Consider the following 21,931-nt stretch of genomic DNA (forward strand, 5'->3'; position numbering starts at 1 on the left):
ATGGAGCCCCAGCGGGACTCGATGGGCCTCGTCTTCCTCGGCTGTGGCTTCGCCACCCGCCTGCACAGCCGCACCCTGCGCCGCTTCCCGACAGTCCGGCGTTACTACGCCAGCCGCGACGTTCGCCGCGCGGAAGAGTTCAACCGACGGTTCCGCGGCGCGGGCGCGTTCGGCTCGTACCAGGCGGCCCTGCAGGATCCGCAGGTCGAGGTGGCGCTGGTGGCGACGCCGCCCGCGACTCACCTCGAGCTCACCTTGAGTGCCCTGGCGGCCGGCAAGCACGTGATCCTGGAGAAGCCGCCGCTGATGCATTCCGCGGATTTCGCCCCGCTGCAGGCGGCTGCAGAAGCCGCGAACCGGCAGGTGATGGTTGCCGAGAACTACTTCTACAAGCCGCTGGCGGAGCGCGTGCGGCGGGTAATTGCCGCAGGCGATATCGGCGAGCCGCGTATCCTCTCGGTGCGCGCGCTCAAGAAGCAGCGCACGGGGGACTGGCGCGACCTGGTGGAGCTGGCGGGGGGAGGCGCCCTCTTCGAGGGAGGGATCCACTGGGTCAACTTCATGGCAAATCTCGGACTCGAGGTGCGGCGGGTGCACGGATATCGACCCGGTCCGCAAGAGGGTCCGGAGCGGACCATGGTCGTGGTGTTCGAGTACGCGGGCGGAGCCGTGGGGACGCTGTACCATTCGTGGGAGATCGGCTCGCCGCTCCGGGGGCTGCGTTTGTCGGCCATCTTCGGCACCGAGGGCGCCCTGACTTTCGAGTCCAACGGGCTGGGGATGATGGTGCGAGGTCGTCGACGCCGCCTGGAGCTGCCGGACCCGCGGGACCTGCTCGGCTATCGAGCGATGTTCGAGGATTTCTTCGCGGCCTTGCGCGAGCGGCGCGCCCCGCGATTCACCCTGGCGATGGCGCGCCGAGACCTCGAGCTGGTCGAGGAGGCATACGCCTCGCCTCTGCCACCCGGGCTGGACGGGATGGAGATGGAAGCGTGAACGAGTTGACGGCGATGGTGATCGGGGCGGTGGCGGGGGCGCACGCCTCCACCTGGGGGATGTACAAGGACTCCATTCACGAGGGATTCACCTGGCCTAAGTATTCGCGGAGCATCATCGTGGGCGCGGTGGTCGCGTTGGTGCTGCACGCGGTGCTGCGGTTCCCGCTGGAGACCGCGGGAGACTGGGCGGTGTTCTTCGGCCTGGTGTACGCTGGCGAACGGCTGTTGCTGGAGCTGTGGAAGGGCTACATCCGCGAGGAAGATCAGTCCAAGTACTTCATCCCCATGCAGTTCGGGATTTTCGGCAAGCCCGTCGAGAACCGCGCTGCCCGATGGTCGGTGCTCTGCGGTGTGCTGATCGTGCTGGCGGCGAGCGTGTGGGGGGTCGAAACCCTGCAGCGCACCATGCCCGACCTGCCGCCCTGGCTCGTTCTGGTGACCATCGGTTCCTTCGGCGGGTGGCTGACCGCTTTCGGCGGCGCGTGGAAGGATGCGCCCGTGGAGGGCTTCGAGATCCTGAAGTTCTTCCGCAGCCCGCTGATCTCGCTCTTCTGGGCGGTGGTGATGGCCTTCTTCACCGACCGCTGGCTCTACATCGGGGTCGCCGGCGCTGGCTACAGCGTCGCCACGATCGAGACCTACAAGACCTTCTTCTTTCCGAGCAAGCCGCGCGGCAAGTTCGCCGGGAAGCCCATCACCCACCCTGAGATGCTGACCCGGCGCCAGTACTTCGTGCCGCTCTACGTGGCGATCTGGCTGGCCGTGCTGGGGAGCCTGGTGGCGGCCTTCGGGGAGGCGAGAGCGGGGTTGCTGTAACGACGGCCGGCAGGGGCATCCGGGGCCCCTCCCGTCACACCTTGCTGTTTGGGGTCTCCACCACCTCCGTGCCGTCTTCCAGCTGGATGACGTTCAGGTCGCCGAAGATGTGCGGCGCTTCCTCACGCAGCAGGCCGAGCACGGCCACCGCGAGGCGGCGGATCTCCGCGTCCGCGCCGGCGCTCCCTCGCATCTCGATGAAGTGCCGCCACGCCCGCGCGTTTCCGGTCACGACGATCTTGGTCTCCGCGGAGTTGGGGAGCACGGAGCGGGCGGCCTGCCGAGCGCGCTTCTTCCTCGAGGTGGCTGAGCCCTCCTGACCAACCTTCGCGGTCATCTCCGCGAGCAGGGCTCGGTAAGCCTCCAGCGAAGCCTCGCAGGCGCCCACCCATACCTCGTAGGCCTGGCTCCCCTCGGCGATTTCGGGCGGCAGCACGAAGCCGATTTCGGACTCGTCGACGTACCGCTGACTCAGCTGCGAAAAGGCGAACCCGGCCCGATGGCGCACCAGCTCGTGCGTCAGCGCACGGCTCACCCCCTCGATTAGCAGTGACCAGACGGCGTGCTCCAGCACGCTGCCGTGCTTCACCTGTAGGATGTTGGCGAGGTACGATTCGTTCGTGGTGCGGCCCTGAATTGTCTTGTGGCCACCCTCCAGCCCCGCGTCGGCCCCGAAGGACAGATAACACAGTCGCCCGGCGAACTCCGCCAGTACCTGGCCAGGCACGTCGTTGTCGCTCTCCCAACGGATGTGCTCGGGATAGATGAACTGCTGACGTGCGATGACAGTGACTCGCGGACGACGGATGATCTGCACGGTTCCTCCTGCGGTCGGTTGGAGTGGTCGCTCAAGGTAGCGCGGGTGTCGCGAGCACGCCAGAATGAAACCAGAGGCTTGAACGCCCCCGCGAATTGCCCTCGAGAGTCCCCTGCTGAGCCACCGTGCGTATCGTTTCGCTGCTGTCCAGCGCCACCGAGATCCTCCACCACCTCGGGCTGACCACCGACCTGGTGGGCATATCACACGAGTGCGATTACCCGCCCGAAGTCCTGGATCGGCCGAGGGTCAGCCGGGTACGCTTCGATCCCGCTGGTATGGACAGCGCGGAGATCGACGCGGCGGTGAGGGGGTCAATGGAGCGCTACGGTAGCGTCTACGAGGTGGATGCCGGGATGCTCGGCTCGCTCCGTCCGGATCTGGTGCTGACGCAGGCGGTCTGCGAGGTGTGCGCGGTGCCCACCCCGTCGGTCCGCGAGGTCGCCGAGCGCCTTCCCCGTCCGCCGCGCATCCTCTCCCTGGACGCGCACACGATCGAGGATATCGTTTCGTCGGTAGAGATCGTGGGCGTCGCTGCCGGTGCGGCGCGCGAAGGCGAGCAGAGTGCCGCCGCGCTGAGACGTCGCATCGACGCAATCGCCTCCACGGTGGCCGGTTGTCCGCTTCCGAGGGTGCTTTTGCTCGAATGGCTCGATCCGCCATTCGTCCCCGGCCACTGGGTTCCCGAGATGGTATCGCTGGCCGGCGGCCGCTGCCTGGCCGGGGTCCCGGGCCAGCGTTCCGTCCAGGTGAGCTGGGACGATCTCCAGGGACTCGATCCGGACATCGTCCTGGTGGAACCCTGCGGCTACGGTCTCGAGCGTGCCGCGGCGGAAGCCGAGCGCTTCCAGGACCGCATCCGGCGGGTTGCACCGCGGGCGGTTGCAGAGGGCCGGATCTGGGCGCTCGACAGTGCACGTTTCAGTCGCTCCGGGCCGCGGGTCGCCGAGGGCGTAGAGGCGCTCGCTGCCATCCTTCATCCCGAAGTGTTTCCAGAAAGTCCCTCCGACAACACCGCGCATCGCTGCGCTAGAACGTAGTGGGCGCGGGCTTTGCACCCTTGCTCCCGGACCTTCTCTCCACGCTCTCCAGAAGAAAATGGCCGCGATTTCCACCCGCGCCCACGGCGCTCTCGATTATGTTCTTGCGATCGCGATCGGCACCTCCCCCTGGTGGGCTGGCTTTGCCGGCGCCAACCCGGAAAGCTGGATCGCGGTCGGCCTGGCGCTCGCCGTTGCACTCACCGCCCTCCTCACCGACCACGAGCTCGGTCTGCGCAGGTGGATCCAGATGCCGCTGCACCTCTGGATCGATGCGATCGTGGGAATCCTGCTCGCGGCGTCGCCCTGGGTGCTCAACTTCGACCAGCGCGTCTGGGCGCCGCATCTGGTGGCCGGTCTACTTCTTCTGATCCTCGCCGTGGCGAGCCATACCATTCCCGGTTACGAGCGGCGCCGGGCAGCGCGGGCGGGAGTGGATTGAACGGAACGCCCCCTGCCCCCGCAATCCGCTCGTTCGCCTGTCTCGATTCGGGGGTCCACTCGATCCCCGAGAGCGAGAGCGCCAGGCTGATTCGTGAGGGGATCCGGCAGGCTGACCCGAACGCGCAGACACCCGTGGTCTGGATGGACGTACTCAATCCGGGCCCGGCCCAGGCCGAATTCCTGCGCGACGAAATCGGCTTCCATCCTCTGGCGGTGGAGGATTGCGTGCGCGGCCGCCAGCGGCCGAAGGTCGACCGCTACAACAACTACCTCTTCATCGTGCTCTATGCCGCCGCGATCAACCCCACGCGCGATCGGATGGCGCTCAACGAGATCCACGTCTTCCTCGGCAACCGGTTCATGGTCACGGTGCACGACTATCGGGTCGAGGAGGTGGGCGAGATCATGGCGCGGTGGCGGTCCGCGCCCAAGGGCAGCATGCAGGTGGCGCAGCTCGCATACCTGCTCTTCGATGCGATCGTAGACGACTACTTCCCGGTGCTCGAGCACTTTTCCGCGCGCGCCGAACGGCTCGAGGCGACCATCTTCGAGCAGGGGCGCAGCCCCTCGATGGCGGAGATCCTCATCCTGCGCCAGGAGCTGATCACCTTCCGCCGCATCGTCGCACCGCAACGAGAGGTGCTGAGCGCCCTGCTCCGGCGCGAGCTACCGGTATTGCGCCCGGAGATGGTGCCGTATTTCCAGGACATCCACGACCACATCATCCGGGTCACCGAGGAGATCGACGCATTGCGGGAGCTCCTGTCGGCGCTGCTGGATGCACAGTTCTCGATGTCCGCGAATCGGCTGAACACCACCATGCGCACGATGACCGCCTGGTCGATCATCCTCATGTCCATGGCGTTGGTCGCGGGGATTTACGGGATGAATTTCGACTACATGCCGGAACTACACTGGCGCGTGGGGTATTTCCTTTCGCTCCTGGTGATGGCGGCAATCGGCGCGGGGTTGCTCGCGTTTTTCCGCTCCAGACGGTGGTTGTAGGGGAGATCGCGGCTGCCGGGCGCCCCGGATTCGAAGTTGAGTACGCTTGTTGCAGAGATTGCCCCTTCAGATAGGCGCTAAATCAAGTGAATTCAAGCATATGCGCTCGTGAGGAGCGTGTTGCAGAATCAGGAGGGGCGGATGAATCGAATCGCCGGACTCGAAGGGAGCGCCCTCCCGCAGCCGAAGGGACCGTTTACGGACGCCGAGGCGCTGGAGCTCCTGATGGCTTATCGTAAGGATCCGTCGGACGTGCCTTGCCCGCGGTGCGGTCCTGAACATATCGAGGTGCTCGCTTTCATCGAGCCCGAGATCGATCCGAACGGGTTCGCCTCGGTGACCGACCCGGAGGGCGACTACGCGGCCGCGCTCTATTGTCATAATTGCCAGCGCGCCATCGGGATTCTGGCGGGGGCCCTCTACGGAGAGTGACACCGCTCCGCGAATCGCCCCGCGAGGCGCGAGGAGGGGCGAGATGGTTGCTGCGGCCTCAACGACGCCGATCGAGCCTTCGACAGCGATCCCGCTCCGGCGGAGGATGGCCGGGCGGGATCGTCATCGTGGCTGAATAGACCCGCAACCAGGAGGTTACCGTGGCGATCGAAATCGATCGTGCGGGCGCGACGGATGTCCCCACTGCCGAGATCGTCAAAGGTTTGAACGATCTCCTGCAGCTCGATCACGATGCCATCGGAGCCTACCGCATCGCCATCGAGAAGCTGGAGAATCGCGACTGGGCGATGCAGATCTCGGGCTATCTCAACGATCACGAGCGGCACGTCCGGGAGCTCAACGACGCGATCGTCGAGCTGGGCGCGGAGCCGATGAACGAACCGCACGCGACGGGTCCGTTCAAGCAGGCTCTGCAGAGCCTCGGCGCCGTAGGCGGGGACAAGGGGCTGCTGATGGCGTGGCGTGCGAACGAGCTGCAGGTACGCGCAAAGTACGATCGGTACGCTTCGAAGGCCGTGTTCTGGCCGGATCGGATCAAAGCGCTTATCGATCGAAATGCGCTCGATGAGGAACGCCACTATCGCTGGGTCGTGGGAGTCCTGGAGGAGATGGGCATGCGCTTCGGAGCTCCGGAGGAGGGGCTGGTGAATCGCCTGCGGGAGAACCTGCCGCGGGTGGAGGAAGTCCGCGACCGTGCCGGCGCGGTGCTGGTGGAGGCGCGCACGCGCGCCGCCGAGGGGTTGACCACGGCAGCTGAACGGCTCCAACAGGCCGCGTCCCGGCAGCAGGCAGAGGGCGGTCCGCGAGCGAGAGCCGCGGTGGCGGCGCAGCGGCTGGCGAGCGGCATGGACGCCACGGCCGAGTTCCTCCGCTCTCCCGATCCGGACCGGCTGCGGAACGATTTCGAGAACAGGGTGCGGGAGAATCCTCTCCGCGCCGTCCTGATCACGGTGGCCGCCGGATTCCTGGTCGGTCGCATCCTTCGCTGAGGACGTGTCATGGCTGACGAGCATCCCTTGACCCGCGTCGCGCCGACGGCCGTGGACGGGCCCCTGAGGCCCCGGCGAGAGCCCGAGTTCCCGGACGATCCGCGCGCGGCGCGCGCGGAGATCGAGGCGACCCGCGCCCGTATGTCGGATACGCTGGACGAGATCGAAGAGGTGCTCCTGCGCAAGAAGGAGTCGATCCGTGAGAGGATGGATGTGCTGGCGCCGGTGCGGGCCGACCCGATCCGAACCATCGCGATGATCTTTGGCGCCGCCGTGCTGCTGGGCTTCCTCACGGCGGGTCGGAACGGTAAACGGCGGGCGGAGCGCGACAACCGGCCATCGTTGTCGGCAGGGGAGCCGCTCGAGGACCTCGAGGACGATGAGCAGGATGAGGAGGCCGAGCTCGCCTGGGAGCGTGCCGAGGAGTGGGAGGACCGCGCCCATCGGCTCCTCAGGATCGCCCGGGCCCAGGAGGCCGAGCTGGAGATCCACCGCAATCGCGGCAATGCCCTGCTCGAGGAGTTGCGGAGGCTCCGCCGGCGCGTAGCACGTGAGGAGGAGTACGACGAAGACGACGAGGACGAGGATGAGCTCGAGCCGGGCTTCTTCGAGCGACTGCGGCAGTCGGCGGTGGACCGCCTGGCGGATCTCGTCGGCGAGATCTCGCATCGGATGATGCGGGGAGGCTGAGCTGCCGTCGGCGCGGGGCTTCGCCGCCGGACTGCTGGTCCTGGTGGTGGCGTCGGTCTGTATTCGGCTCGGTTTCTGGCAGCTCGATCGGCTCTCGCAGCGGCGCGAGCGCAACGCGGCGCTGGCTCGGGCGATGGAGGCTCCAGCTCTCTCGCTCACCCCGGATTCCCTGAGGGCGGTGGCGGAGAACCCGGAGCGCTTCCTCTACCGGCGCGTAGCCGTTCAGGGAGAGTACGACTTCCGCGGCACGGCTCTCCTGCGCGGGCGGGCCCGCCGGGGGACGCCAGGCGTGCACCTGGTCACGCCGCTGCGCATCGACGGCTCCGAGGCCGCGCTGCTGATCGATCGCGGCTGGGTGCCTTCACCCGACGCCACCACGGTGGATCCGCGCCGCTTCCGGCAGCCGGGAGAAGTGGCCCTGGTCGGCTATCTACAGCTCCTTCCCTCGGCTTCCGCGGGGGAGGCGCGCCCGCTCCGGATCGAGCTGGACGGCTACTCCGTTCCCACCTTCCAACGCCTCGACCGCATCGCCTACCGCGAGACGTATCCGGACAGCCTCCTGCCCTTCTATCTCGAGCGTGTCGACGAGGGCGATGCGGCGCCAACGCCTCCCGTGGGCGCGTCTCCACCTGTGCTCGACGAGGGGCCCCACCTCGGGTACGCGATTCAGTGGTTCAGCTTCGCCGCGATCGGGGTGATCGGCTTCCTCATCATGGTCCGCCGATCGCGCACAACCTCCTGACCTCCCCGCGCCCGATTACGAATTACGAATTACGAGGTTCGTTTTGAATTTTGAATTTCGAATTGGCGGTTGCACTCACCAGCGAAGCGAGGTCAACCCCGGTCCGAAGCGATCGCATTCGATCGCCTGCACATTATCCTCTGTGCCGGTCTGTGCACCCTCCCCACCTCCGCGGTAAATCCGTAGTTCGTAATTCGTAATTCCCACCCGTAGCCCCCGCTTCAGCCTCCAGCGCCTCCCCCCGCTCCCCGGTGTGCATCTTGCGAACTTGGGGGCTTCGGCGCGCGGGTTGCGAGAATTGCCGCAACCCTCACGCGAGGTCGAGTCTGCGCCACACCAACGCGGAGGATCCACATGGCTCGCTACGGAATGGACTATGGCCGTTGGGGCCGCGGAGAGCGGTACGATCGCGGCTTCCGGGGACGAGACCGCGGCTTCGATCCCGATGAGGGCTACGGCGGCTATGGTGGAGGGTACGGAGGAATGCGCTCCGATGGGTGGGGCTCCGATTGGCAACGCTTCCCTGGCGAGAGCGGGTGGTTCGGGGACGCCACTCCGGGTTATCAGGGCGGTAGGTATGACGTGGGGTACGCTGGCGCGTTCCGCCGCGGGGGCTTCGAGGACGAAGAAGGCGGCTTCGGCCGGGGGATGTATGGCGGCAGCTATGGCGGGATGGGCTATGGCGGTCGCGAGCTGGGCTACGGGGGCTTCGACTACGAGCGGGGGAGCTACGGCCATGGTTGGGGGATGGGCTCGCGCCGGCGCAGCCAGCGCGGCCAGACCCGTGCGGCGGAGCTGATGACGGAGAACCCCGAGTGTGTGACGCCCGAGACCACCCTCACCGAGGTCGCTCGCAAGATGCGGGAGCTGAACGTGGGGATCATTCCGGTGGTCGACAATCTGGAGCACCGCCGGCTGCAGGGCGTCATCACCGATCGCGACATCACCGTAAGGGCGATGGCCGAGGGGAAGGGCGGGAACACGACCGTGCGTGAGTGCATGACCACGGACGTGGAGACAGTGAACAAGAACGATCCGGTGGAGGAGGTGCTCCAGGTGATGGAGCAGGAGCAGGTGCGGCGGGTTCCGGTGACCGACCGGGAGGGAAGGTTGGTCGGGATCATTGCGCAAGCGGATCTCGCCGTCCATTTCGCCGGCGATGATTTCGCGCGCGAGCGAAGGGTGGAGGAGACGATCGAGCGCATCAGCGAGCCCGCGCGGCCGCGTCGAGCGGCCATGGCGGCCCAGAGCCGGAGTTCGTCGACGATGGGAAGCGCGTCGACCATGGGAGAGGAGCGCGCCGAGAATCCGCGGGGCGGTCGAACCGAATCGACCGACATCTGACCCCTCTTACGACTCTGCATGGAGGAAGGAGCAGGGGCGCGCCCGGGTGGCGCGCCCCTGTCCGCGTTAGTATTCGCGATCAATCCGATCGGGGCATGCCCGCGCCAGGCCCGATCGCGCGCTCCGGCTCAGGGTGAGTCCAGGTCCCCGCGCCCGCGCATCGGCGCCAGCGCCGGACCGGCCTCACGCGCTCGCTCAGTCCTCGTCCCAGCGGCGCAGGATCAGCGAGGTATTGGCGCCGCCGAAGCCGAACGAATTGGACATCGCCACCCGGATCGGGGCGTGCCGTGCCTCGAGCGGCACGTAGTCGAGGTCGCACTCCGGGTCCGGGTGGGTGAGGTTGATGGTGGGAGGCACGACGCTCTCTCGCAGGGCGAACACCGTGAGCCCTGCCTCGATGGCGGAGGTGGCCCCCAGCGCATGTCCCAGCATCGACTTGGTCGAGGAGACCATCAGGCGGTCGGCGTGGTCGCCGAAGACGGCCCGGATGGCTCGGGTCTCCGCGACATCGCCGAGGGGGGTGGAGGTGCCGTGCGCGTTGATGTAGTCGACCTCTTCCGGACTGATGCCCGCGCTACGCAGGGCGCGGTGCATGGCCAGGGCCGCACCCTCGCCATTCTCGGGTGGGGCGGTGATGTGGTGGGCGTCGGAGCTCATTCCCATCCCGATCACCTCTGCCAGGATGGTCGCGCCGCGCTGGCGCGCCGCCTCCAGGGCTTCGAGCACCAGGATCGCCGCGCCCTCACCGTGCACGAAGCCGTTCCGCCGTGCGTCGAAAGGGCGGGAGGCGGTCCGCGGCTCGTCGTACTCCGTCACCAGGGCGCGGGCGGCGTGGTAGCCGGCGAAGGAGAGCGGGTTGATGGCGGCCTCCGCCCCTCCAGCGATCATCATCCGCGCGTCGCCGCGCTGAATCGTGTAGAACGCGTCGCCGAGGGCGTGGTTGCTGGTCGCACAGGCCGATACCGTGGCATAGTTCGGACCCCGCGCACCGGTCCGCATCGCCACGTGGCCGGCGGCCAGGTTCGTGATGACGGAGGGTATGAAAAAGGGGGAGACCCTTCCACTCCCCCGCTCCGCGGCGAGCCGGGCAGTCTCGAGAATCGTGCCGATTCCACCGATCCCCGATCCCACGATCACCCCCGTCTCGTCCGGATCGGGAACCGGGGCGAGCCCGTCCAGTCCCGCGTGACGGAGTGCCTCGTCGGCCGCGACCAGGGCATACTGGATGAAGAGGTCCACCCGGCGCTGCTCCTTGCGGTCGACCACCGGCGATGGATCGAAGTCCTTCACCTCGGCGGCCACGCATATCTCGGGTGGCAGGTCTCCGGGCTCGAAGCGGGTGACCCGTTCGACGCCCGAGACGCCCTGGATCGCACGCTCCCAGGTGAGCGCTGCCGAGTTACCCAGAGCGGTGACCATCCCCACTCCCGTGACGACCACACGTTGACTCATCTCGTACTTCGCCTGAGTTACCGAAAGCTGAAGAGGCGGATCACTCCGCCTTCAGGAGCCCTTGTCGCAGTGCGAAGCGGACGAGCTCACTGCGGTGGTGGAGTCCCAACTTCTCCATGATTCGGGAGCGGTAGGTATCCACCGTCTTGGGAGAGATCGATAGCTTCTTACCGATCTCGGCCGCGCTGTACCCTTCGGCGGTGAAGCCGAGCACTTCCAGCTCGCGCTCGCTCAACCGTGTCAGGGGATCCTCCTCCCCCGTCGGCTTACCGCGGAAGCCCTGGAGCAGCAACTTCGCTGCCTCCGGGTAGAGGAAGACATCACCGCGCGCCACGGTGCGGATCGCCTCGATCAGCTCTTCGTCGGCGCTCCGCTTGTTCACGTACCCTGACCCGCCCGCCTCGAGCACGGGAAGGAGGTGCTCCTCCTCCGCGTGCATGGTGAGGACGAGGACGCGCGGTCCCGCTCCCTCCTCGCCGGCTTCGGCGGTTGATCCTGCGATGCGGCGAGTTGCTTCGAGGCCTCCGATGCCCGGCATCGAGAGGTCCATCACCACGACATCCGGTGACAGCCTCTCGGCGAGCTCGACTGCCTCCTCGCCGGTGCCCGCCTCACCCACCACCTCCATGTCACTCTCCGCGTCCAGCAGCGCGCGTAGCCCCGCGCGCAGCATGGCATGATCGTCGGCGAGCAGGATCCGGATCCGTTGGGTGCTCATCGCTCCAGGGTGCACATGAAAAGATCGACCGCCGTGGGGCGGCCGACCTCGAATTTCAACCAACGGCAGCGTTTAGGCAAGCTGGCCGCGCTACGGGGACGGTCGAAGCCTGGAGAGGGTCTGCAACAGATCGGAGAGGTCGAAGGGCTTGCCCAGCACGGGCTGGCCGGTGGCCCCTGCCTCGTTCCAGGTCGGGTCGCCGGCCACCAGGCCCGTCACGAACGCGACCCGAGACGCCAGCTCCGGAGCATCTACGGCCAGTCGGCGCCAGAGGGCGATGCCGCCGCGATCACCCAGGTGTACGTCGAGCAGGATCACGTCGGGTGCCACGCCCTTGATGCGATCGAGCAGGAAGGCCTCCGGTAGACCGACGGGGTCGATCTCCAGGACCTCCGCTCCCGCCCGCGCGAGCAGGCGGTTCAGCGCCAGCCGCACCGACTTGTCGTCGTCGATCAGCAGGAGCCGGATACCGGTGAACTGTGCGGCCAGCGCCGGCGCCGGAGCGGGAGGAAGCGGCAGCGGCACGGCCGCCGGAACGACCACCTCGAACGCCGCGCCCCCCAGCGAGCTGTCGGTGGCATAGCGTACGGAACCGCCGAGCTCGCGGACCGACCACGCCACCGAGCTGAGGCCGAGCCCCGCGCCGCCGCCTGTACCGCGCCAGAAGGGTCGGAAGATCTCCGCCTGATCATCCGGGCTTACCCCCGGTCCGTCGTCCTCCACACGCAGGACCACCAGCCGCTGGCAGCCCGGCTCCTCTCGCAGCGAGAGGGTGACCCGGATTGCCAGGAAGGCGTGCCGGGAAGCGTTCACCAGCAGGTTGGTGACGGCGCGCGACCAGAACGAGGCCCGGCCGGCGACCCGGACCTCGGGCGGCAGGTGGCAGCGGTAGCGCACGTCGAGCGAGCCCATCTCCTTGACCCGCTCGTTGACGGTCTCTTCCGTCAGCGCGTGCGGATCGAAGACGAGCTCTGGAGACACCTTCTGACCGCTGACGGTCTCCAGCATATCGCGGAGCATTCGTCCCAGCCGGCTGGAGATGTCCAGCACCCGCTGCAGCTCGGCGACCGGTGGATTGCCCGCGGCCAGCTCGCCGCGCGCCAGCATCGCCCAGCCCTGGAGCACCTGCACCTCGTTGGCGAGGTCGTGCACCAGCTCGCCGGCCACCTGCCCGAGGGTGGTGAGCGGATCGGCCGGGCTCGGCTGCCGGACGCGATCGTCCTTCATCAAAGGGTGCCAGCCTCCGCTGGCGGCAGGGACATCAAAGTGCTCTCCTCAAAGGCCTCGATCCCCATCTCACCCGAGCTTCCCCCAGCGAGCTCACGGAGTGATAGAATCAGCTCTCCCGCCAGGGTATCATCATCCGCCTTCCTCCGGCGCGGCGACGGCCCGGCAAAGGGCGACGCCTGCCGGGCCACCACGGTGCGTCTACGTTCGGCGGCCTCCACCACGGCCTCTGCGGCCAACATCACGCGCCCCTCACGACGGGCGCGCGCCAGTTCCAGTGCCGAGCGGGCCGTCGCGGCCGCGGCCTCCCACCGCCTCAGCTGGAGCTCGCCGTGTGCGACCTCCAGCAGGGCGCGCGCGGCCGCCGACGCAAGCTCGGGCTGTTCGCAGGCGCGCCGTACCCGCTCCGCCATGCGCAGGGCGACAGGCTCGTTGCCGGAACCGGCGGCGGCGCGCACGAGGTCGGCAGCCACCCAGAGGCGTTCCACCGGGTGCTGCATCAACGGCAGGACCCGCCGGAAGATCTGCTCTGCCCGGGCGAAGTCCCCCTCCTCCATCCAGAGATAGGCGATGTCGTGTGCGAGTGCCGCCCGCCGCGGACTCCGCCGCGGGTAGGCCGCCAGTGCCTCCCGGGCGTAGCGGCGGGCCTCGCGCTTCCGACCCGCCTCTACCGCCACACCGAACAGGTCGTGGAGGGCGATGGCGGCTTCCGTGCCCATCCCGCCCCGCCGCGCGCCGCGCAGCGCGCGGAGGTGATAGCGGTGGGCCGAGGGGAGATTGCCCCGCTCGCGGTACAGGGTGCCCAGCCCGCTGAAGGCGTGGGAGTAGACCTTCCAGGCACGAGCCCGACGCGCGATCCCCGCAGCGCGTCGGTACCAGAGCTCCGCCAGCGCGTGGTCTCCGGCGCGCTGCGCGAGACGCGCGACCGCCAGGGCGGTCTCGGGCTGGAAAGGGCACAGCAGTGCCCGGCTCTGGGCGAAAGCCAGAGCAGTCTCGAGCGCACCCCGATCCTCCGCCCAACTCTCCACCGCCGCACACGCCGCGGCGATCTCCTCCGCCGAGATGGCATCGGCGCATTCGAGCAGGCGCCCGATCGACCGGATGGGCGCTGCCAGGACCGGAGGAACCTCCGCCGCCGCGATCAACGTGCGCCGCCGCGACCCGGCTTCGGGAGCGAAAAGGCCGTCGCGCGCTTCGGCCGGCGTGTCCACCCAGAGGCGCACGTCGCGCAGGATTTCCCACAGCAACATGCCCAGCGTGCCTCGAATCTCGTTCAGGACGGCTCCGCCCTCCAGCGGCTCCCGTCCATGGACGAGGGGTGGCGGGATGTGCCAGCGACGTGAGCGGCCCTGCGAGATTGCCGGTGTGGCGCCTCGATTCATGGCATCGGCAGGCCGGGGCTTTCCATAGGCCGCGGAAATGCCCCGGCTACGCTGGAGTATCGGCAGGTGCGACGCGGAACCCAAGGTGCGCTCGCGCGGCAGCGCCCGAGGAGGGGATAGAGCCAATTGTTACCGCCGGAGAAGGAAGAAAGGTGGGCAGTCGGTTTCTCCGGTCCTCCAGGCCCTCCGCGTCAGCCCTCGGGTCCTCCGTGGCGATCACGGAGGTGCTACGCAGCTCCGGAGCGGCGTGCGAGCGCGCACGAGGCGCCGACAGCAACTACTTTCCAACCGCCTGCAACTCGAGAATCCGGCTTTCGTGCTCGGTCCCGAGAATTCCGGAGAGGAGATAATCGATCACCTCGCTCGCGGAGTACTCCGTACGCCCCGCGGCAAACTGCTGAATGTTCTCCAGGTCGTCGCCGCTGGTGATGAGCGGCTTCTCCACCTCGTTCCCGTCCCTGACCTGCCCGTAGCCGATGTCCGCCATCAGGGCGTTACACAGGCACTTACGGCCCACGGTGTCTTCCAGGGCGCCGCCTTTCTTCACGTAGGTGTCCACCGGCTCTGCGGCACAGCGATAGCCCAGCCTTCCGTCCGGGGTGCGGTAAGCCGTCCGCAGATATCCGAGGTCACAGACCCGTTCTCGAGCGCGATAGACCGCTTCGCTGGACATCGTTCCTTCCAGCTGCACGACCTTGAAGGGGAAGCCCGTGGGTGAGGCACGCAGGTCGGTGAAGACCCGAATGTTCCCCGACATTGATTCCCGCAGCACGCGTTCCTTGTGGACCTTGCGGATCCCGGACTCGCGCGCGTAGGCGAACAGCGTCCCCACCTGGATTCCCGCGGCTCCCGCGTCGAGGCTCATACGGAGCTTGTCCGGCGAGCCGGTGCCTCCCGCCAGCCAGAAGGGAAGACCCAGTTCGGCCATCTTCTGGAGGTCCACCACGTCGCGCTCCCCGTACACCGGCTGTCCCAGCTCGTCGACCACCAGCTCGCCGCGCGGGGGAGCGTTGTGCCCGCCAGCCGTGGGACCCTCGATCACGAAGCCGTCCACCCGGCCCGTAGCCTTGCGGACCAGCATGGTGGCCAGGCTGTTCGAGGCGATGATCGGCAGGAAGTACGGACGCTTCAGCTCGGGGGGATCGGCGTCCACCCAGTGCTCCTGCGGGTCGAAGGTGAGGTATTCCACCTCGTCCTTCCCCAACCCCTCGACGTCCATCTTGATCGAAGCGGCGCGGTGTTCTGCGAAGCGGTCCAGCACCCCCGGGATCTCGCGCGGGATCCCAGCACCCATCAGCACGTAGTCCACCCCAGCGAGCATCGCTCCGTAGAGCGAGCCGAGGTTGGGCATCTGGACCTTCGTCAGCAGGTTGATGCCGACCTTACCGTCGTGCCCTTCCTTCGCCAGCCAGACCTCGCAGAAGTTGGCGAGCATGGTGAGCTGATGCCGGACCCGGCTGACCACCTGCTTGTACATCGGGACCGGCTTGTACGGCGTTCCTGGCGGGCGACCCTCGGGCAGGAAGTAGCGCTTGAGGACCTCTGCGGCGACTCCCGGGATGGGGAAATGCTCCATCGCGCGGCGCAGGTTTCCTCCTTTGTCACCGTCCTGCAACCGGCGGACGAAAAGGCTGTCGAGGGCGGTCCCGGACACGACGCCGAGTTGGCCCCGAATCGATACAGCCCTCGCCAGCACCCAGTCGGACACGCCGACTCCCATACCCCCCTGAATGATGATGGGGTGGGTGAGCGCTGAGGTCATGAGACTCCAAGATTTCAGGTGGTCGAACGGCGCCAATATAGCGTCCGTACGAAGAAAAGTACAAACGACGCGGGGGTCTGCGCTTGCGCTGCAAAGGACGGACCCCGTGAGACGGTTGGAGCGCCACCTCGTGCCGACGTGCTCGGAAGTTGCACCGCCTGATTCGGGATGGCTATTTTTGAACGCCGGAACCGCGTTCAATGTGTTTTGCGGATCCCTCCCGCTATTCTACCCGAACTTCTGCTCCAACGGTCCATGCCTTCAGCAATTTCGCCGGCCACGGTGGAAGGTTGGTACGCCCTCCACCAGGTTTTCGGCGTCGACTGGGGCGCGGTGCGGAGCGGCGACCCCCGTGTGGGCTCAGCGCTGGACGAGGTCGACGCTTTCTTCGCGCCGCCCGCAGAGGACGGTGCGGGGTGGAGCCTGGCGGCTCGCCTGGTCGGAGGCGGTGCGGACCTGCTCTTCGTCCACTTTCGACCCGACCTCGAGTCGCTGGCCGACCTGCAGTTGCGTCTGCGCCGATCCGTGCTGGGCTCCCTGCTCCACCTGCGCTACGACTTCCTTTCCATCACCGAAGCGGGGCTCTATCACGCCACGGCCAGCGTGGCGGCCGAGCACGACCCCGGTACCGAGGAATACGAGCGCGCGCTCGCCGAGCGAGTCCGTGCGGAGGCGGAGAGCGCCCATGTCAAGACCCGACTGTTCCCGCGCGTTCCCGAGGGGATGCGGTATCTCACCTTCTACCCGATGAACAAGCGTCGGGAGGGGGAGGACAACTGGTACACGCTCCCGGTGGATGCGCGGAACCGGATGATGCGCGAGCACGGTCTCACCGGCCGCCGGTATGCCGGCCGGATCTTCCAGGTCATCACCGGTTCCGTAGGACTCGACGACTGGGAGTGGGGGGTCACGCTCTTTGCGCGCGACCCGCTCGACTTCAAGCGAATCGTCACCGACATGCGCTACGACGAGGTCAGCGCTCGCTACGGCGAGTTCGGTAGCTTCTTCACCGGCATCCGTATGGAGGCCGGGGATTGGCGGCGGCTTCTGGGACCCGAATGAGCGGCGACCGTACGCCGCTTCTGCTGCGACCGCTGGGCGCCCTCGGCTCCGCCACGGTGGAGCTGGTCGCCGCCTACGGCCGCTTCGGGGCGTTCCTGGTCCAGCTGGTGCGGGCGTTCGCGGATGTCGGCACCTGGGGGCCTCTGCTGATGGTGCAGATGCGCCGACTCGGCGTCGATTCGCTCCCCATCGCCCTCTTCCTTGCTGCCTTCACCGGCATCGTGCTCGCGCTGCAGGCTTCCTACACCTTCACCGGCGCGATCCCGCTCTACTTCGTCGGCACGCTGGTGGGGAAGACGATGATCCTGGAGCTGGGCCCGGTGTTGACCGGTCTGGCCCTGGCGGGCCGCGTGGGTGCCAATATCGCCGCGCAGCTCGGCACGATGCGCGTCTCCGAACAGATCGACGCGCTGGAGACCCTCGCCTATAACCCGGTTTCTTACCTGGTCGTCCCGCGGGTGCTGGCGGGGGTGCTGATGTTCCCGATCGTCGTCATCTTCGCCAATGCCACGGGCATTCTGGCAGGGCTGGTGACCGCGATCAACCTGCTGGACATGTCCACGCAGGAGTTCGTGCGCGGTTTGCGGCTTTTCTACGAGCCATTCGACCTCACCTACTCGCTCATCAAGACCACCTCCTTCGGCCTTCTGATCACCGTGATCGGCTGCTTCCAGGGGTTCACGACGGATGGCGGGGCGGAGGGTGTGGGCATCTCCACTACTCGCGCCGTGGTGATCTCGAGCATGCTGATTCTCGTCTTCGACGCCTTCTGGGCGGTGGTGCTGCTCCAGTGATCGAGCTCGTTGACGTTCACAAGTCTTTCGGGCGCAAACGGGTCCTCGAGGGCTTCAGCCTGCGGGTGGAGGACGGCAGCACGACCGCGCTCGTCGGCTTTTCCGGTGCGGGTAAGTCGGTCACGCTCAAGCACATCGTCGGTTTGCTCGAGCCCGACTCCGGCTCGGTACGGGTGGACGGTCAGGAGGTGGTGGGGATGGAAAGGGAGGCGCTCTACGAGCTGCGGCGTCAGGTGGGGTACGTCTTCCAGTTCGCCGCCCTGTTTGATTCCATGACCATCGCCGAGAATCTGGCGATGGGCCTGATCAAGCAGGGGGGGTATACCGAGGCGCAGATCCGCGCGCGGATCGCGGAGTCGCTCGAGCTGGTGGAGCTGGAGGGCTTCGAGGAGCGGTATCCGGCGGAGCTCTCTGGTGGGCAGCGGAAGCGCGCCGGGCTCGCCCGGGCGATCGCCTTCCGTCCCAAGTACCTGCTCTACGATGAGCCCACCAGTGGTCTGGACCCCGTCACCACGACGGTGATCGATCGCCTCATCATGAAGATGAAGCAGGAGCTCGGGGTCACCAGCCTGGTCATCACGCATGACATGGACAGTGCCTACCGCGTCGCGGACCGCATCGCCATGCTGTACGACGGGAGAGTGCTCGAGGAGGGTACGCCCGACGAGATCCGTCGCACGACGAACCCGATCGTGAAGGGGTTCGTGGAAGGGCGTCCCGAGCTGATCGAGTCCGCGCAGGGGGGTGGATCGAGGTGAAGGGGAGCGCCACACCGCATCGGAGGTCAGGATGAAGTTGAAGAATGAGGTCACGGTGGGGGTCGTGGTGCTCGCTGCCATCGTCTTGCTGGTAGCCAGCGCGTTCTGGCTGAGCGGCAAGCCGTGGGGCGAGGAGCAACGCGAATTGCTCGCGATCTTCCACGAAGTCGGAGAGCTCCGCGAAGGGAACCCGGTCAAGTTCCGAGGGGTGCAGGTGGGACGCGTGAGCGAGATCGGTCTGGCGCCCGGCGGCGGAGGCGTGCTGGTGCACATGCTCGTCGATCCGGACCTTCCCGAACAGGCGCAGCCGGCGGTGGTTCTCTCGCCGGCCTCGCTGTTTGGGGACTGGCAGGCCGAGATCATCTCGCTGACGCAGCAGCCCGACCTGGAGTTCGCCACGACGACGCAGCCCGGAGTCCTTCCCGGGGCCGCATTGCCGGACATCACCGAGCTCACCGCCGTCGGCGCGCGCATCGCCGAGGACCTCGAAACGTTGTCGGAGCGGGTCGACCTCGCTTTCACCGAGGAAACCGCGCTGAAGATCCGACAGACCATCGAGAACATTCAGGACATCAGCGAGCAGCTCACCGGCTTCGTCGAGCAGCAGACGCAGACCTACGCCACCATGGGCGACAACATGCTGGCGGCGACGCAGAATGTGGCCGAAGTGACGGCCACCGTGGAACGTGTTGCCGGCGGGGTGGAGCAGGAGATTCCGCTGATCGTGGCCAACGCCCGCCAGGCGAGCCAGAACCTCGAGGAGCTGAGCATCCGCATCCAAGCGGCGACCGAGGGGTTGCCCACCTTCATGGCGCGTGCGGACACCACCATGCAGGTGATCACCGGGGTCGCGCAGAGCATCGATGGGATGATCACCCGGCTCGAGCCGCAGGTGGAGGAGGTGGGGCCGCTGATCGTGGAAGCCCGTGCGGCCATGCAGACCCTGCAGCGTGCGAGCGAGCGCCTCGAGAATGGCGAGGGCACTCTGGGTCGGCTCATGGAGGATCCGGCCCTGTACGAGGAGACCCAGGCCGCCATCGCCACCCTTCGCCGCCTGATGGCGGACATGCAAGCGAACCCGGGGAAATATATCGGGGCGTTCAGGTTATTTTGATGCACGGGGTTATCCGTTATCCGATATCCGTTATCCGTCACTCGGGAGGACCTTGCTAAGGCTGTGCAGTTGGCCGGAGCGTTGCATCCACTCCGTCTGAACGGATAGCGGCTAACGGATAGCGGACAACGCTCTCATCACCCCATGCCCCTCATCGTCCAGAAATACGGCGGTACCTCCGTGGGGTCGCCGGAGCGGATCCGGGCGGTGGCGCGTCGCGTCGTAAATGCACGGCGGCGGGGGGCGTCCATGGTGGTGGTGGTCTCGGCGATGGGCGACACCACCGACGACCTGCTCGAGCTGGCCCGCGCGGTGACGGGCAGCGACCGGGTGGCGGCGGAACACCCTCGCGAACTGGACATGCTGCTCACGGCCGGCGAACGCATCTCCATGGCGCTGCTGGCGATGGCCATTCGGCAGCTGGGGGAGAGCGCGATCTCCCTGACCGGCAGCCAGGCGGCAATCATCACCGACGAGGTGCACACGGCGGCGCGCATCACCGAGGTGCGCGCGGACCGGGTGCGGGAAGCCGTGGACCGGGGAGACATCGTGATCGTCGCCGGCTTCCAGGGCGTGAGCCGCACCCGCGAGATCACCACTCTGGGGCGCGGCGGGTCCGACACCACCGCGGTGGCGCTCGCCGCGGCGATGAAGGCCGACCGGTGCGAGATCTACACCGACGTCCCCGGGGTCTATACCGCCGACCCCCGCAAGGTGAAAGAGGCCAGGGTCATCCCGGAGATCTCCTACGCGGAGATGCTGGAACTGGCGACCAGCGGGGCACAGGTCATGCACGCCCGGGCGGTCGAGATCGCTTCCCGTTTCGGCGTGGACATCTGGGTCGGCTCGTCCTTCACCGAGCATCCCGACGCGCCGGGCACACTGATCACGCGAACGCCGAAGCGGATGGAGGATCTCGTACTGACGGGCATTGCGGCCCAGGGCGGACAGGCCAAGCTGATCATTCGTGGCATCCCGGCAGGCATGCGCTCGGTAACGGCGGTGCTGGTGGCCCTCGCGGATGCCGGGATCAGCGTCGACATGATCGCGGAGGCGAGGGATTCGGGTGGAGGTTCGCAGCTCGAGGCCACGATTGCAGAAGCGCAGCTCGCGGATGCACGGCGGGTGATCGAGCGAGTGCTCGCGGAGCTCGGGGGCGGGCAGGTGGAGTGGAGTGGATCCCTCGCGAGGGTAGCATTGGTGGGTAGCGGAATGCACCAGCGACCAGGCGTGTACGCGCGGGCGTTTCGCACCTTGCTGGAGGCCGGGGTCGAGGTGTCGGCGGTTTCCACCTCCGGGATATCCATCACCCTCTGGGTGCCGGAAGAGAAGCAGGACGCGGCCGTGGCTGCGCTGCACGGAGCGTTTTCCCTGGAGCTGGCGGGTGCGGCGGGGAACCAGGGCGAGGGTAAGGGCTAATCAACAGGAGGGTGGCACGGGCCGACGAGTATTACCAACGAAAGCATTCGATTGAGCGAGGTAGGACCACAGCCTGCGTGGAAGAGGCGCATTCCCCAGATCGAAACGAGCGCGGGCGGAGTGATTTACCGCTGGCGCGGGGAGGTGCCGCACATTCTCCTCATCCGCGACGGGCATTCACACTGGGGACTTCCCAAGGGGCACCTGGAATCGGGTGAGACCCCGAGCGCAGCCGCGCTGAGGGAAGCCCGCGAGGAGACCGGACTCGCCGACCTCGTCCTCGGGCCGAAGCTGGACACCATCGACTGGTTCTTCCGCGCGCGTGGCCGCCTGATCCACAAGTTCTGCCATTTCTTCCTGATCGAGTCCCGAACCGGCGACACCGTCCCGGAGGAGGCGGAGGGGATCACCGCCTGCGTGTGGCTGCCGCTCCCACGCGCAATCGAGCAGATCTCGTACGACAACGCGCGCGAGGTCGTGCGTCGCGCGGCCGCCGAGCTGGGGTGGATCTCTCCGCGGTCTTGCTGAGGAGCGGAAGTTCGCGATCGCCAGACACGGCCGAAGGGGCGCGGAGGGTTTTTCCCCGCGCCCGTTCTCACATCCACCGGGATGAGCTGGTGGTTGCGGTGCCTTCTCAGGCGGACTGAGGCTGTCGGTCGCGGTGGAAGATCCTGCGGCCGAGCCAGAGGCCGACGGGGAGCGCCACGGCCGCCGCACTGAGTCCCCTCATCGCCGTCGTGCCCATCGTGTGGCTGCGCCGCCGCCGCGGCATCAGGTGACCCGTCGCCCAGGTGGCCGCCCTTGCCATCATTGCCTTGCGCGGATGGTTCAGGGTGAACAACAGCTTGGGCGCCGCGAGGTAGCCCGCCCCTTTCAGGATTCGCTTCTTCGTTCCCATCTCTTTG

At 67.3% G+C, this 21,931-nt stretch carries 23 protein-coding genes; 16 read left to right on the top strand and 7 right to left on the bottom strand.

Annotated features, from left to right (window positions below; translation table 11 throughout):
• On the top strand, positions 1-996 hold the full coding sequence (locus tag VF167_06025; GenBank protein HEX6924965.1) for a Gfo/Idh/MocA family oxidoreductase: 996 nt from the start codon (positions 1-3) through the stop codon (positions 994-996).
• Positions 993-1,814 (top strand): hypothetical protein, encoded by an 822-nt coding sequence (locus tag VF167_06030; protein HEX6924966.1) that lies wholly within the window; start codon positions 993-995, stop codon positions 1,812-1,814. The genes VF167_06025 and VF167_06030 overlap by 4 nt, the downstream gene beginning before the upstream one ends.
• Positions 1,815-1,848: 34 nt before the next feature.
• Here the strand turns inward: VF167_06030 and thyX are convergent, their stop codons facing one another.
• Positions 1,849-2,631, bottom strand: coding sequence for an FAD-dependent thymidylate synthase (gene thyX, locus VF167_06035; GenBank protein ID HEX6924967.1), 783 nt, complete (start codon positions 2,629-2,631; stop codon positions 1,849-1,851).
• Between the two features lie 125 nt (positions 2,632-2,756).
• Between thyX and VF167_06040 the strand changes: the two genes are divergently transcribed.
• The 8 genes from VF167_06040 (at position 2,757) to VF167_06075 (ending at position 9,338) form a co-directional block, all read left to right on the top strand.
• Positions 2,757-3,671: a cobalamin-binding protein gene (locus VF167_06040; protein HEX6924968.1), complete on the top strand. Its 915-nt coding sequence runs from the start codon at positions 2,757-2,759 to the stop codon at positions 3,669-3,671.
• Positions 3,672-3,729: 58 nt separating this feature from the next.
• A complete protein-coding gene (locus VF167_06045; protein ID HEX6924969.1) occupies positions 3,730-4,113 on the top strand; it encodes an SPW repeat protein in 384 nt (127 codons plus the stop codon).
• Positions 4,110-5,120, top strand: coding sequence for a magnesium/cobalt transporter CorA (gene corA / locus VF167_06050; GenBank protein ID HEX6924970.1), 1,011 nt, complete (start codon positions 4,110-4,112; stop codon positions 5,118-5,120). The genes VF167_06045 and corA overlap by 4 nt, the downstream gene beginning before the upstream one ends.
• Before the next feature lie 141 nt (positions 5,121-5,261).
• Complete coding sequence (locus VF167_06055) at positions 5,262-5,552, top strand: hypothetical protein (GenBank protein ID HEX6924971.1); 291 nt, start codon at positions 5,262-5,264, stop codon at positions 5,550-5,552.
• A gap of 161 nt (positions 5,553-5,713) precedes the next feature.
• A complete protein-coding gene (locus tag VF167_06060) occupies positions 5,714-6,562 on the top strand; it encodes a ferritin-like domain-containing protein (protein HEX6924972.1) in 849 nt (282 codons plus the stop codon).
• 9 nt (positions 6,563-6,571) lie between these two features.
• Positions 6,572-7,252: a DUF3618 domain-containing protein gene (locus VF167_06065; GenBank protein HEX6924973.1), complete on the top strand. Its 681-nt coding sequence runs from the start codon at positions 6,572-6,574 to the stop codon at positions 7,250-7,252.
• Between the two features lie 46 nt (positions 7,253-7,298).
• A complete protein-coding gene (locus VF167_06070) occupies positions 7,299-7,994 on the top strand; it encodes an SURF1 family protein (protein ID HEX6924974.1) in 696 nt (231 codons plus the stop codon).
• A gap of 354 nt (positions 7,995-8,348) precedes the next feature.
• Positions 8,349-9,338, top strand: coding sequence for a CBS domain-containing protein (locus VF167_06075; protein ID HEX6924975.1), 990 nt, complete (start codon positions 8,349-8,351; stop codon positions 9,336-9,338).
• 195 nt (positions 9,339-9,533) lie between these two features.
• On the opposite strand, the gene fabF is transcribed toward VF167_06075, so the two are convergent.
• From fabF to VF167_06100, 5 genes are all read right to left on the bottom strand, one after another.
• Complete coding sequence (gene fabF / locus VF167_06080) at positions 9,534-10,790, bottom strand: beta-ketoacyl-ACP synthase II (GenBank protein ID HEX6924976.1); 1,257 nt, start codon at positions 10,788-10,790, stop codon at positions 9,534-9,536.
• 40 nt (positions 10,791-10,830) lie between these two features.
• The gene (locus tag VF167_06085) at positions 10,831-11,508 is read right to left on the bottom strand and encodes a response regulator transcription factor (protein ID HEX6924977.1); all 678 of its coding nucleotides are present in this window, start codon (positions 11,506-11,508) and stop codon (positions 10,831-10,833) included.
• A gap of 90 nt (positions 11,509-11,598) precedes the next feature.
• Complete coding sequence (locus VF167_06090) at positions 11,599-12,735, bottom strand: hybrid sensor histidine kinase/response regulator (GenBank protein HEX6924978.1); 1,137 nt, start codon at positions 12,733-12,735, stop codon at positions 11,599-11,601.
• Complete coding sequence (locus VF167_06095) at positions 12,735-14,117, bottom strand: tetratricopeptide repeat protein (protein HEX6924979.1); 1,383 nt, start codon at positions 14,115-14,117, stop codon at positions 12,735-12,737. The genes VF167_06090 and VF167_06095 overlap by 1 nt, the downstream gene beginning before the upstream one ends.
• Positions 14,118-14,394: 277 nt before the next feature.
• Positions 14,395-15,879: a nitronate monooxygenase gene (locus tag VF167_06100; GenBank protein HEX6924980.1), complete on the bottom strand. Its 1,485-nt coding sequence runs from the start codon at positions 15,877-15,879 to the stop codon at positions 14,395-14,397.
• Positions 15,880-16,134: 255 nt separating this feature from the next.
• On the opposite strand from VF167_06100, the gene hemQ reads away from it, so the two are divergent.
• The 6 genes from hemQ to VF167_06130 all read left to right on the top strand — a co-directional run bounded on the left by hemQ (position 16,135) and on the right by VF167_06130 (position 21,554).
• Complete coding sequence (gene hemQ / locus VF167_06105; GenBank protein HEX6924981.1) at positions 16,135-16,941, top strand: hydrogen peroxide-dependent heme synthase; 807 nt, start codon at positions 16,135-16,137, stop codon at positions 16,939-16,941.
• Positions 16,938-17,735, top strand: a complete 798-nt coding sequence (locus tag VF167_06110) for an ABC transporter permease (GenBank protein HEX6924982.1) — start codon at positions 16,938-16,940, stop codon at positions 17,733-17,735. Before hemQ ends, VF167_06110 begins: the two co-directional genes overlap by 4 nt.
• Positions 17,732-18,493 carry an ABC transporter ATP-binding protein gene (locus VF167_06115; protein HEX6924983.1) on the top strand — a complete coding sequence of 254 codons (762 nt, stop codon included), beginning with the start codon at positions 17,732-17,734 and terminating at the stop codon, positions 18,491-18,493. The genes VF167_06110 and VF167_06115 overlap by 4 nt, the downstream gene beginning before the upstream one ends.
• Before the next feature lie 31 nt (positions 18,494-18,524).
• Entirely contained in the window at positions 18,525-19,607 is a 1,083-nt protein-coding gene (locus VF167_06120; GenBank protein ID HEX6924984.1) for an MlaD family protein, read from the top strand.
• A gap of 144 nt (positions 19,608-19,751) precedes the next feature.
• A complete protein-coding gene (locus VF167_06125; protein ID HEX6924985.1) occupies positions 19,752-21,026 on the top strand; it encodes an aspartate kinase in 1,275 nt (424 codons plus the stop codon).
• Between the two features lie 51 nt (positions 21,027-21,077).
• Positions 21,078-21,554 carry an NUDIX domain-containing protein gene (locus tag VF167_06130; GenBank protein ID HEX6924986.1) on the top strand — a complete coding sequence of 159 codons (477 nt, stop codon included), beginning with the start codon at positions 21,078-21,080 and terminating at the stop codon, positions 21,552-21,554.
• Positions 21,555-21,660: 106 nt separating this feature from the next.
• Here VF167_06130 and VF167_06135 read toward each other — a convergent pair whose 3' ends face one another.
• Positions 21,661-21,924, bottom strand: coding sequence for a hypothetical protein (locus tag VF167_06135; protein ID HEX6924987.1), 264 nt, complete (start codon positions 21,922-21,924; stop codon positions 21,661-21,663).
• Positions 21,925-21,931 lie beyond the last annotated feature (7 nt).

Source organism: Longimicrobiaceae bacterium, assembly GCA_036375715.1.
In the GTDB taxonomy this organism is placed as follows: domain Bacteria; phylum Gemmatimonadota; class Gemmatimonadetes; order Longimicrobiales; family Longimicrobiaceae; genus DASVBS01.

Bases quoted from the DNA above. Each gene is read 5' to 3' on its own strand.
- VF167_06125 (HEX6924985.1), top strand. From the start codon at position 19,752: ATGCCCCTCATCGTCCAGAAATACGGCGGTACCTCCGTGGGGTCGCCG.
- VF167_06135 (HEX6924987.1), bottom strand. From the start codon at position 21,924: ATGGGAACGAAGAAGCGAATCCTGAAAGGGGCGGGCTACCTCGCGGCG.
- VF167_06045 (HEX6924969.1), top strand. From the start codon at position 3,730: ATGGCCGCGATTTCCACCCGCGCCCACGGCGCTCTCGATTATGTTCTT.
- VF167_06055 (HEX6924971.1), top strand. From the start codon at position 5,262: ATGAATCGAATCGCCGGACTCGAAGGGAGCGCCCTCCCGCAGCCGAAG.
- VF167_06090 (HEX6924978.1), bottom strand. From the start codon at position 12,735: ATGAAGGACGATCGCGTCCGGCAGCCGAGCCCGGCCGATCCGCTCACC.
- fabF (HEX6924976.1), bottom strand. From the start codon at position 10,790: ATGAGTCAACGTGTGGTCGTCACGGGAGTGGGGATGGTCACCGCTCTG.
- hemQ (HEX6924981.1), top strand. From the start codon at position 16,135: ATGCCTTCAGCAATTTCGCCGGCCACGGTGGAAGGTTGGTACGCCCTC.
- VF167_06095 (HEX6924979.1), bottom strand. From the start codon at position 14,117: ATGAATCGAGGCGCCACACCGGCAATCTCGCAGGGCCGCTCACGTCGC.
- VF167_06085 (HEX6924977.1), bottom strand. From the start codon at position 11,508: ATGAGCACCCAACGGATCCGGATCCTGCTCGCCGACGATCATGCCATG.
- VF167_06120 (HEX6924984.1), top strand. From the start codon at position 18,525: ATGAAGTTGAAGAATGAGGTCACGGTGGGGGTCGTGGTGCTCGCTGCC.
- VF167_06075 (HEX6924975.1), top strand. From the start codon at position 8,349: ATGGCTCGCTACGGAATGGACTATGGCCGTTGGGGCCGCGGAGAGCGG.
- VF167_06100 (HEX6924980.1), bottom strand. From the start codon at position 15,879: ATGACCTCAGCGCTCACCCACCCCATCATCATTCAGGGGGGTATGGGA.
- VF167_06025 (HEX6924965.1), top strand. From the start codon at position 1: ATGGAGCCCCAGCGGGACTCGATGGGCCTCGTCTTCCTCGGCTGTGGC.
- VF167_06065 (HEX6924973.1), top strand. From the start codon at position 6,572: ATGGCTGACGAGCATCCCTTGACCCGCGTCGCGCCGACGGCCGTGGAC.
- VF167_06110 (HEX6924982.1), top strand. From the start codon at position 16,938: ATGAGCGGCGACCGTACGCCGCTTCTGCTGCGACCGCTGGGCGCCCTC.